Here is an 11,805-nt window from a genome sequence, read left to right as displayed (position 1 = left end):
AATTTTACTTCTTCTTGTTAATAAAATGATTGGACAATACTAATGAAGCACCAATAACCAGTACAAAATAGGCAATATCTTTAGCATCAATAAGACCCCTGGTGAAACCTAAGAAATGCTGATAAAAGCCTATATTTTGAAGGATAAAATCTGCTCCTCCCAATAATTTATAACTCGCCAGCTGCTCGATTCCAAAATACATAATAAAACACATGAAAACCCCTAAGAGGTAGGCCATAATCTGGTTCTGTGAAAGCGAAGAAGCTAAAATACCGACACCTGAAAATGCGGCAATCAGAATAATCAATCCGATATAACTTCCGAAGGTCATGCCAAGGTCAATATTTCCTTCCGGAACTCCTAAGACATACACCGTATAAAGGTAGATCAGTGATGGAATAAGGCATAAAACCCCAACAATCCATACAGAAAGGAATTTCCCGGCTACCAGGTCGGAAACTTTTAAGGGTTGTGAAAAAAGCCAGTTCAGTGTTCCTGTTTGTTGCTCTTCCGCAAAAGTCTTCATGGAAAGTGCCGGAATGATAAACATCAGCAGCCAAGGAACCAATACAAAATAGCTCTGTAAGGATGCCATCCCAATCTCAAAAATATTAGAATCGTTGTCGAAAAAGAACAGAAAAAGAGTGGCTATCAGACTGAATGCAGCAATAATAATCCATGCGCTCCAGTTTCCAAAGTAACTCCAAAGTTCTTTCTTTAAAATTGCAATCATAGTTTTTTTGTAAAATGTAAAAAGTAGTAATGGATTAACGCATGCATCCTACTCCACAATTATTTGTTTTTTTTATTCTTATTAACGAGTTTAACAGTCATCATGATCAGAAATACAAGAACGAAAAATCCTGCAATTAATTGCCACCAATAGTCAATTACCATAGATTTTAAAATAACGGTAAATACAACCAGAAACAGAATAAATGTAGCAATCTCATTCGCCTGTCTCAGTTTAATATTAGGAATTTCCAAAGTATTTCCACTTAGCGCTTTTAGCTGAAGCACCTTCTTCCAGCACCAGAAATGGTAAGCTGCCAGACCGATAAGGAAGGTCAGTTTTAAATGAAACCATGGCATTTTCATCAATGCAGGAGTCAAAAAGATCATCACCAATCCGCATACTGCCATAATAACACCGGCAGGAACGGTAATAATATTCCACAGCCTTCTGGCCATGAAGGTATACTGCTCTCTGAGAATTTTCTTTTTTTCTTCCGGAAATTCATCAGTATCTTTATAGTAAACGAAAATTCTTACGAGATAAAAAATTCCCGCAAAATAGCTTACCATAAAAATAATATGCAGCGCTTTGATTATTGTATAAAGCATTCAGAAAAATTAAAAGCAAAGATAAGCTTATTATATAATTGTTAAAAATAATTTTCTTTTGATCAGGAAAATATAATCAAAATAGATTTATATAAAAAATAGTTCGGCTCGGGGTAGCAAAGCTGCCCGAGCCGAACATTATATTTTCTTTACTCTGATCCAATCCAATATTAAGAGATCACTTCCAGCTCTTTTCCTACTTTTTCGAAAGCAACAATTGCTTTATCAAGGTGCTCTCTCGTATGGGCTGCAGATAGCTGAACTCTGATTCTGGCTTTTCCTTTCGGTACTACCGGATAGAAGAATCCAATCACATAAATCCCCTCATCCATTAGCTTTTCAGCCATTTTTTGAGCAAGTGGAGCGTCATAAAGCATTACCGGAACAATAGCAGCATCGCCATCAGGAATATCAAAGCCTTTTGCTTTCATTTCCGTTCTGAAATAGTCTGCATTTTCCATTACTTTATCACGAAGTGAAGTATCATCAGAAATCATATCCAGTACTTTCAAAGCTGCTCCCACAATTCCTGGCGCTAGTGAGTTCGAGAATAAATAGGGACGAGAACGCTGTCTCAGCATATCAATGATTTCTTTTTTACCGGAAGTAAATCCTCCTAAGGCACCTCCAAGGGCTTTTCCTAATGTAGAGGTAATAATATCTACCCTACCCATTACTTCGTTAGCTTCATGAGTTCCACGGCCTGTTTTTCCGATAAATCCTGTAGCGTGAGAATCGTCAACCATTACCAAAGCATTATACTTATCTGCAAGGTCACAAACTCCTTTTAAGTCTGCCACAATACCGTCCATTGAGAAAACTCCGTCTGTTACGATGATTTTGAAACGGTGATTTTTCTCAGAAGCAGCAATCAGCTGAGCTTCAAGATCTGCCATATCATTGTTTTTGTAACGGTATCTTGCTGCTTTACAAAGACGGACCCCGTCGATAATAGAAGCATGGTTCAGTTCATCAGAAATAATAGCATCATCTTCGGTAAACAATGGTTCAAAAACACCACCATTAGCATCAAAAGCAGCAGCATAAAGGATGGTATCTTCAAGACCTAAGAAATCTGCAATTTTTTTCTCCAATTCTTTGTGAATATCCTGGGTACCACAGATAAAACGTACAGACGACATTCCATAGCCATGAGATTCAATCATATCCTGTGAAGCTTTCATCACTTGCGGATCGTTGGATAGTCCCAAATAATTATTTGCACAGAAGTTTAAAAGCTTTTTTCCATTAGCTTCTATTTCCGCACTCTGCTGAGAAGTGATGATTCTTTCTTTTTTGTAAAGTCCGTCATTCTCAATATTCTGAAGTTCATTCTGTAGATGTTGAAGGTATTTTTCAGAGATCATTTTTAGTAATTTTTTAGATGTGCTAATTTACTAAAAAGGCCGTAAAATAAAACCTTTTATAAATTTTATTCTAAAAATCTGAGGTAAAAAACAGTTTTAACAGTATTAGTCTACTAATTTACTAGGATAATATTTATATTTGTTTAAAATTTAGAGAATATGAGATTGATCCCGGTAGAAAAAACAAAGAAAATAAGTTCAAGAATCTTTATCAATAAGTATATGAAGCCGCGGATTCCCATTATTCTTGATGATTTCGCAGATCCCAAAAGCCCGGCCTTTAAAAAATGGAACTATGATTATTTTAAGGAAATAGCAGGTAACAATAAGGTGAATATCTATGGAAGTGAGCTTGATTCTATAGATCGGGTAGCAAGCAGCCCTATCGGACAGACTACTTTTTCAGAATACCTGAATCTTATAGAATCCGAGCCAACGGACCACCGTCTTTTTCTATTTAATTTAATGACCGTTAAACCCGAGCTTAAAGAAGATATTATGTATAATGATGTCACCGGAGGCAAGATATTAAAATGGCTGCCTTTTATGTTTTTTGGAGGCGAAGGCTCTGTGACCAGAAACCATATTGATATAGATATGTCTCATGTTTTCATTACACAATTCCAGGGAATCAAGAGAATTTGGCTTTTCCCCTGGGAACAGTCTGACTTTATGTATAAGCTGCCATATAATTTCCATAGCCTGGCCAATATTAAAGATCCGGATTACAGAAAATACCCTGCATTACTCTATTTAAATGGTTATGAAGCTGTTTTACATCCCGGAGAGACCCTGTATATCCCATCCGGATGGTGGCATTATATACAATATGATACCGAAGGCTATTCTGTTTCAATAAGAGCACTTCCTTCCAGTCTTCTTGAAAAATGGCGAGGCTTTAAAAACTTAGTTGTGACAAGGAATTTTGATAATATCATGCGTACTCTCTTTAACGAAAAATGGTTTACCTACAAAGTAAAAATCGCGAAGACAAGAGGAGCAAAAGCAGCCAGAAAACAGAGAAGCTTTCAAATCTGAAAGCTTCTCTGTTTTTAGTATCAGTAAATAGTATAATCTTTTCCTCATCTCTATTAATGCTTGATAAATTTAATATTTTTCTCCTGAACGGTAAAGATATAGGCTCCCGGAACCAATTCTGAAATCCCTATTGCTTTACCAGGCTGATAGGTCCCTTTTCTCAGTAATTTTCCATCTATTGCATGAATGGAGAAATCTGTTGTTTTTGTAATTCCTTTCAGATAAAGCTCATTTTTCGCAGGATTAGGATACAAACCAAAGTTTTCTTTGTCTACAGAAGCAACGCCCAGAGTGTTATCCTGCGTTACCGTAGAATTTCTTTCAAGGATCTGGTATTCATAATTAAACTTCACACTTGCTACCGGAAAAGTTACTGTTTCAGATAAATATTGATTATTAGAAGTATTGTTCAGGACAAAATAAGCTACCTGCCCTCCCGTTCCCGTTACTTTTATAGGTAATGGCATCTCAAAAAAGCTTACCGAAGAGTGGCTCTGGGTCTGGTCGATATTAAACACAAGCTCATTTCCCAGCTGTCTCCATTTAATGGCATACGTAGGATATCCTTCCCCAAAGATCCAATCGTTAAAAAATTCCGTAAAATCTTTTCCCGTAGACTGGAGCAGAGAGGCATTAAAGTCTGATGTTCTTACATAATTATAAGCTAAATTGGGTCTGGAATGATACTCTTTAATCGCCTGATAAAAAGCATCATCACCTAAAATCCATTTCAGCATTCTCAAAACATATCCCCCTTTTGCATAGCTAAGCCTTCCGTCAAATATTCTTCCTACACTGGAAAGACTCGCATCAGGAACATTTACGCTTCCCCCAACATTGCCTGTTATGAAATTAACCTGGCCTGATAAGTAATTCAGGAATTCAGGATTCGACATCAACAGTTTTTCGTAGGCTACATGTTCTCCAAAAGTAGCAAAACCTTCATTCAGCCAGATATCATTCCATGCACCGCAGGTGACTTTATCCCCAAACCACTGATGAGCAAGTTCATGAGCAATCAGCGTTTTACTCCATCCACTCATGGACGACATGGTCTGATGCTCCATTCCTCCTCCATTGAGATATTCCATATGCCCATATTTCTCATTACGGAAAGGATAGGTACCGAAATATGTTTCAAAAGTATTCATAATCTGCTTGGTCCATTCAATGCCGGCCATACTGTTAGGGTCTGCATTGGTAGACGGATATATGTAATTCACAAAAGGAAACGGCGGGTTTCCGATAGTATCATTCAGTTTTACATAATTGGTAATACCCAATGCTATCAGATAGGCAGGTGTAGGGTACATGGTTCTCCAGAATGTAAGTTTTCTTCCATTTAAAATAGGAGTTTCAGACATTAGCTTTCCATTGGCAGCGACACTAAATTGTAGGGGTGTATTGATTTTAAAATCAAAACGTTCAATCTTATCATTCAGGCTCTGCTTTGTAGGAAACCAGTCCTGTGCACCATAAGGCTCATTAAGAGTAGACATGGCGGGCATATTGGCTCCCTGAGTTCCAAACATAACCGTACTGTATACAGGATCCGGAGTTCCGGAATAGTGAATGGTAAGTGAATCCAGGGTATTAGCAGGAAGAGCGGAAGGAAAATTGATCTTTATTTCTTTTGTGGGAAGCTGCTGGAAACTAAGATTTGTTCCGTGATATTGTACCTGAGAAACAGTCAAAACATTCGATAGATCAAAATATATGCTTCCCATATTCTGATTCGGCTTAAAATGAGAGGTCACTGAACCTGCAATACTATTAATACCGGGATCCAGGACAACATCCATTCTTTGGTACTGAAGGTCATAATTCAGGGTATTGGGATTGATATTTCCTGCAGCCATCTTATTGGTGTAGGATTTCATTTCCTTCTCAATGAGCCCTTTCATCTCAGTATTTTGATGATGCTTTTGTCCATAAAACGGCTGAGACACTAAGAATCCCAACATCAGGAGGTAAAATTTTCTCATAGGTACAATATTGTAAGATTCAAATATAAAAAAAACCTTTTAATCATTGATTAAAAGGCTTTTATAATATTAAAATATTTTTCTATAGGTCCAGAGCCGGTTCAAGAATTTTTTCCATTCTTTTCTTCACCATATCTACTGATCCTGAATAATTATTCACCATTAAAGAGAAAACCAACGTTTTTCCTGAATTCGTTTTCAGGTAACCGGCTAAAGTTTTTACTTTATTTAAAGTTCCTGTTTTAGCGAATACCTGTCCGTTTCCTCCCCCGATAAACATCCTTTTCAATGTTCCGGACTGTCCGCCTACCGGCAGTGAAGTAAGGTAAGACTTATAGTATTTTTCGTCCATTAAAGACGTTAAAAACTTAACCTGAGAAATGGGAGTTACATTATTACTTCTTGAAAGTCCGCTGCCATCCATATAATTCAGACCGTTCATATCAAAACCGGCATCTCTTAAATGACCAGTTACTACCATTCTTCCTGAATCTGAAGTTTGATCTCCCATTTTCTGAAACCCTACAGTTCTCAACAGGGCCTCAGCTAATGAATTATCACTGTGCTGGTTGGTGTAATAAATAATATCCCCTAAAGTTGGCGATTTATACGCTGAAATCATCTTTCTGCTTTCCGGAACCGCATCTGTCATTTTAGGAGTAACTTTTCCGGTAACAGGAATTCCGCTTTTTGTTAAAGTTGTTCTGAAAGAATTGGCCAGATAAGCCGGTGCATCAGGAAGTTTTGTTGTTAAAACACCCTCTCCCTCATATTTTTCGGCATATACCATCTGGTTTGCATAAGGAGAAACGTAGAAAAACTTCTTCTCGGGAGAGAAATTGGCCTTTTTTACGATCAGCTTTTCGTTAGCAGGATTTATTCCACGGGTTGTACCTACAGGCAAATAATAATTATTGTTCTCTAGCCATACAACATTTTCCGGAAGCATTGAAATATTGCCTTTGAAAAGCGCTGTCTGAATAATAATATCACCATTTACCTTTTTAATCCCTTCACGTGAAAGACCCCCTACGAAATCTGAAATAATATCCCTGTAAGACCAGGCTCCTGCCTTATTGGTTCCTAAAGAAGGGTCACCACTTCCTATGATATAAAGATTGCCATTCAACACTCCATTTTCATCCACAGCTCCTGAGTACTCAAGCTGGGTCATCCAGCGGTAGTTCTCTCCAAGTAAGCTTAAGGCTGTTTCAGTAGTCAGCAGCTTCGTGGTAGAAGCCGGAACTAATGGAGTATTCTCGTTGTACGAAGAGATTACCTTCTTCGTTTTCGGATCATACACTACGAATCCCCAGGATGCATTTTTCAGCACAGGATCCGCCATCATTGTGTTTACATTAATATCTACTAATTCTTTAGCCGACAAAACTGTTTTCTCCACCACCGAGCTAACGGGTGAGGGCAGATTTAAACTGTTTTTCTGATTGTCATAGGCCTGTGAGTAAAGAACAGTAGAAACGGTAGATTGAGCCAGGAAAAAACCAGAAGCCAATACCGCTGCACTTGAAATACATTTTCTGAAATTTACCATCTATCTTTTTTTGTTCTATAGTTTCGACGCTATAAAAAATGATTAATTATATCATTCAATAAAACGGCCAAACACTTAATCAACGTCCAAAAGTAAATATTATTGTCAGAAAACGGGTCATCCTCCCGTTATAAAAGAGGCTAAAGTTTGTTAAAAATTGTTAAAAATCAACAAAAATGCTTTTTTTAATGCTTTGATATGCAGTAATTTCATCAAATTCTTTCAAACTTATCAAAACCATACTCTTGAACTTTTCATAGTTTTTCCCACGGGGAAGTTTCAGTAAAATCTGGAATTGGTATAAATTATTCAGCCTTGCAATTTGGGCTCTTTCCGGTCCTAACACACAATCTTCAGGCAGGTATTTTCTTAAGATAGATCCCAGAAACTGAGAAGCACGGTCTGCTTTATCATCTCTTCTGTGTTTCAGCTCTATCATAATTAGCTTTGTAAAAGGCGGATAATGGAATTTCTGCCGTTCTGTAAGGATATATTTATAGATTTTGGCAGGGTTGTTCATTTTGATCAGCTGAAATACGGAGTGCTCCGGATTATAGGTCTGGATCAGTATCTTTCCTTTTCCGGAAACCCTTCCTGCCCTTCCTGAAACCTGGGTAATCAGCTGGTAAGCTCTTTCTTCAGCTCTGAAGTCCTGAACATATAACAAGGAATCGGCTTTGGGAATGGCCACCAGTTCTATATGATCAAAATCAAGCCCTTTGGAGATCATCTGCGTTCCTACTACAATATCAGTTTCACCTTCTTCAATTTTTTCATAGAGCTTTTCATAGGCAAACTTTTTACGCATAGAATCCACATCCATTCTATCCACTTCATTCTCGGGGAATAATTTGGAAACCTCCTCATGAATCTGCTCTACACCGACTCCCCGTTCATTCATATTTTCAGAATTACATTTTGGGCACGTTTTAGGCTTTGAAGCTTTTTGGCCGCAATAATGACATTTCATTTCATTGGCCGCTTTATGATAGGTCATTACCACATCACAGTTGGAACAATAGTTTACATAACCACAGCTCTCACATTCCACAACATTGGCATAACCCCGGCGGTTGTGAAGGACAATAGCCTGATTTTTTTCATCTACGGTTCTTTTGATCTCGTCAATAAGCCTTGTGGAAAAATTTCCGGAAACCTTTTTGGAGTCCTGGGCTTCTTTAAAATTGATCAGCTCATATTCAGGAAGATTTACATTCCCAAACCTTTCAGTGAGGAAAATGTATTTCATTTTATCTTTTCTGGCGCGGTAATAGCTTTCCACGGAAGGGGTGGCAGAGCCTAATATCACTCCCGCTTCATAGAAACCTCCCAGCACTAACGCGGCATCCTTAGCATTGAAATAAGGGGTAACTTCTCTGGGTCTGTACGCAGAATCATGCTCTTCATCCACTACAATTAACCCTAAATTCTGGTAGGGTAAAAATAAAGCATTCCGGGTACCAATAAGAATCCGGATATCATTTTGCCTGATCCGTCTCCAAACCTCCACTCTTTCAAAATCAGTCAGCTTTTGGTGGTAAAACCCTAATTGCTTGCCGTATTTTTTTTCTAATCTTTGGGTAATCTGCTTGGTCAGGGAAATTTCAGGAAGCAGAAATAATACATTCTGATCTTTCTGGATACACTCCTCTATTTTCTCTAAATAAATATGGGTTTTTCCTGATGAAGTGACCCCATGCAGTAAGACGTTTTTCCCTTCTTCAAAAGCTTCATCTATTTCAGATTTCGCAAGCTTCTGCTGTTCAGAAAGCTCTTCCAATTCCTCTATTTCTCCTTCATAGCTTTCAATTCTATCTTTTTGCATATAATACTCCTCAACCAGCCCCTTGTCTGCCAGGGCTTTGAAATGAGAACTTCCAAAATAGCCATCTTCAAACAGTTCAGCTTTTTTAACAGGAAGGTCAGGGTGTTCGGTCTGTTTCTCCAAAATAAGAAGGAACAGATCTTTCTGCTTAGGAGCTTTATTAAGCTTTAAAAGGATTTCGGTAAGGTTTTGATTGTTTAAAACATCCCCGCTAATTCTTACATAAGCAACTTCCTTAGCTTTATATTTTTCAGCAATTTTCTCATCAATTTCAATATACTGCAGATCAATCAGTGAATTGATGGTTTTGATAATATCTTTTTTGGGAATAAATGCTTCAATATCTGTTAAATTGATAAGCTGGCGTACTTCCAATGCCTGGATAAGATACATCTCATTAACATCCAGATTTTCAAAGTTTACTACAGCGCCAGGCTTTAATTTTAAATACGTTTCACTTTCCAGCTTTAAAGAAGAAGGAAAAGCCAATCTATAGATTTCGCCTAAACTGCATAAGTAATAATCCGAAAGCCAATTCCAGAACGTGACCTGCTCTTCCGGAAGTATGGGTTTATCATCCAGAAGACTTATTACTTCTTTTGCTACAAAATTTTCCGGTGCGCTATCATGAAGTTCAAACACAATTCCCGTATAAATTTTCTTTCCTCCAAAAGGCACCAAAACCCGCATTCCTATTTGGATTTCCGGCATCAGGTCTTCCGGAACTTTGTATGTGAAAGATCCTTTTAAATTCAGAGGTAAAACAATTTGGACGTACTGCAAGGGAAATATTTAAAGTGTAAAATTAAATTTTTCTTCAGAGAACTGCAATCTTTTATTAATGATTCATTTCTTTTTGTTTTATCTTTATTTACTATTCTTTTTCATGGAAAACTATATTTTATTATTTTTAATCGGACTTATAGCAGGAGCCCTTAATGCAGCGGCAGGTGGTGGGTCTTTCATTACTTTTCCTGCTTTTATTTATACAGGAGTTCCTCCCATTCAGGCCAACGCATCAAGTACAGTAGCGTTGTTTCCCGGCAGCCTGGCCAGCGCATGGAAATTCAGAGAATATATTAAGCCGTTTCCTACTATCTCAATAAAGGCAATGGTTATCCTTACTTTATTGGGTGGGTGTGCAGGTGGGATACTGCTTTTATATACTCCATCAGCAGGTTTTAATTTAATTGTTCCATGGCTTCTTTTATTGGGTTCACTTGCTTTTGCCTTTGGAAAACAAATGGGTAATTGGCTTAGAAAAAAAATACATATTGGCTCCGGGCTGGTATTAGGAGCTCAATTTATTTTAGGAATATATGGTGGTTATTTTGGTGGAGCAGTAGGAATTATGATGATGGCAATATGGTCATTATTTGGACTATCCGATATTAAAGTGATTAATGCTAATAAAACACTTTTTACAGGAATAGCAAATGCGGCTGCTGTTATTTTATTTATTTCAGCAGGAAAAATATATTGGCCGGAAACCTGTACCATGATGACAGCAACAATTTTAGGAGGTTATTTTGGAGCACATTTCACAAAAAAAATTGATCCGTTGAAGTTAAGAACCGGAATTGTAATTTTTAATTTTATCATTACCACTGTTTTCTTTATCAGAACCTATATGTAGACACCACGTATCTAAAAAAACAGTTCTGCCATCTCATACCAGAATGCAGAAGTAAAAAAGCCTACAGCAATACTGACTCCGATAATAAGATTCGTGAGTTTTGTATTCAGCCTGAACTGTTCTGCAATAATGCTTGAAGTAACCAGTGTAGGCATTGCAGCCTCAAATATGGTAATTTTGGCTATATCTCCTTTTATTCCTAACAGTAAAGCCAATCCAAAGACCATTGCCGGTGCCAGAATCAATTTATAAAGCATAGACATTGACATCTGGGGAATCAATTTTTTCCAGCCGTTAAACTTTAGCTGCAATCCTACTGAGAACAAAGCTAAAGGACTTACTGTAGCTGCCAGCTTATCAAAGAAAGGTTCCGCTGCTGTAAAATCTATAAACTGTGATAATATTAACGCCGAAATACAGCCTATTAATGGTGGAAATGTCACTAACCGTTTTAAAATAAACAGAGCACTCAGCTTTCCTGACCTGCTTCCTCCTTTCACTGCAGCGATAATACCCAGTGTTGAAAGGGCAAAAAACATAGTCTGATCACAAATTATAGCAATGCTTAAGAGTCCTTCTCCATAAAAGGCGCTAATCAAAGGAAAGCCGATAAACGAAGTATTGCTATACCCGCTTGCCAGTTCTAAGGTACTCCTGGAGCGCCTTGAATATCCTTTGCTTTTACTGTAGAACATCATAAAAAAGAAACAGAAAACAGAAATAAGAAAAGTCGCCACAATTGGGAACAGCATTTCTGTCGTCCATTTTACTTTTGGAAGATATTTAAATGAAACTGCCGGCAGAGCAAGATAAAGAATCCAGGTATTGATTCCCTTATGGGCATCAGGGTGGATAGATTTTGTTGCTTTGAATACCATTCCTGCAATAATGCATACTGCAATCAGAACAAAATTTATCATAACAATAGCGAAATATGGCGCAAATTTACGGCTGATTTTTGAGCTGGAAGGGTAAAACTTATATTTTTTTGAGTATTATTTCTCATTTTTATAACCTTACGGGTTTAGGAAACCTATAAGGTTGATTATTTAGTAAGA

Annotated in this window: 9 protein-coding genes; 2 read left to right on the top strand and 7 right to left on the bottom strand. The window is 37.5% G+C overall.

The window, feature by feature from the left end:
* Positions 1 to 4: 4 nt before the first annotated feature.
* From MP477_RS11700 to kbl, 3 genes are all read right to left on the bottom strand, one after another.
* Entirely contained in the window at positions 5 to 733 is a 729-nt protein-coding gene (locus MP477_RS11700) for an ABC transporter permease (RefSeq protein ID WP_257190569.1), read from the bottom strand.
* A 59-nt stretch (positions 734 to 792) separates the two neighbouring features.
* Entirely contained in the window at positions 793 to 1,344 is a 552-nt protein-coding gene (locus MP477_RS11695; protein WP_257190568.1) for a CopD family protein, read from the bottom strand.
* Between the two features lie 170 nt (positions 1,345 to 1,514).
* Positions 1,515 to 2,711, bottom strand: coding sequence for a glycine C-acetyltransferase (kbl, locus tag MP477_RS11690; protein ID WP_257190567.1), 1,197 nt, complete (start codon positions 2,709 to 2,711; stop codon positions 1,515 to 1,517).
* A gap of 159 nt (positions 2,712 to 2,870) precedes the next feature.
* Between kbl and MP477_RS11685 the strand changes: the two genes are divergently transcribed.
* Positions 2,871 to 3,749 (top strand): cupin-like domain-containing protein, encoded by an 879-nt coding sequence (locus MP477_RS11685; protein ID WP_257190566.1) that lies wholly within the window; start codon positions 2,871 to 2,873, stop codon positions 3,747 to 3,749.
* A 53-nt stretch (positions 3,750 to 3,802) separates the two neighbouring features.
* On the opposite strand, the gene MP477_RS11680 is transcribed toward MP477_RS11685, so the two are convergent.
* The 3 genes from MP477_RS11680 to priA form a co-directional block, all read right to left on the bottom strand.
* Positions 3,803 to 5,734: a M1 family aminopeptidase gene (locus MP477_RS11680; protein ID WP_257190565.1), complete on the bottom strand. Its 1,932-nt coding sequence runs from the start codon at positions 5,732 to 5,734 to the stop codon at positions 3,803 to 3,805.
* An 82-nt stretch (positions 5,735 to 5,816) separates the two neighbouring features.
* Positions 5,817 to 7,286, bottom strand: a complete 1,470-nt coding sequence (dacB, locus tag MP477_RS11675) for a D-alanyl-D-alanine carboxypeptidase/D-alanyl-D-alanine-endopeptidase (RefSeq protein WP_257190564.1) — start codon at positions 7,284 to 7,286, stop codon at positions 5,817 to 5,819.
* Between the two features lie 160 nt (positions 7,287 to 7,446).
* Complete coding sequence (priA, locus tag MP477_RS11670; protein ID WP_257190563.1) at positions 7,447 to 9,894, bottom strand: primosomal protein N'; 2,448 nt, start codon at positions 9,892 to 9,894, stop codon at positions 7,447 to 7,449.
* A 103-nt stretch (positions 9,895 to 9,997) separates the two neighbouring features.
* Here priA and MP477_RS11665 point away from each other — a divergent pair, with 103 nt between their 5' ends.
* Entirely contained in the window at positions 9,998 to 10,747 is a 750-nt protein-coding gene (locus MP477_RS11665) for a sulfite exporter TauE/SafE family protein (protein WP_257190562.1), read from the top strand.
* Positions 10,748 to 10,758: 11 nt separating this feature from the next.
* Here MP477_RS11665 and MP477_RS11660 read toward each other — a convergent pair whose 3' ends face one another.
* Positions 10,759 to 11,667 (bottom strand): AEC family transporter, encoded by a 909-nt coding sequence (locus MP477_RS11660; RefSeq protein WP_230034388.1) that lies wholly within the window; start codon positions 11,665 to 11,667, stop codon positions 10,759 to 10,761.
* Between the last annotated feature and the right edge of the window lie 138 nt (positions 11,668 to 11,805).

The organism is Chryseobacterium sp. WG23, assembly GCF_024586575.1.
Classification (GTDB): Bacteria; Bacteroidota; Bacteroidia; order Flavobacteriales; family Weeksellaceae; genus Chryseobacterium.
This window is presented reverse-complemented; position numbering and strand designations above follow the sequence as displayed.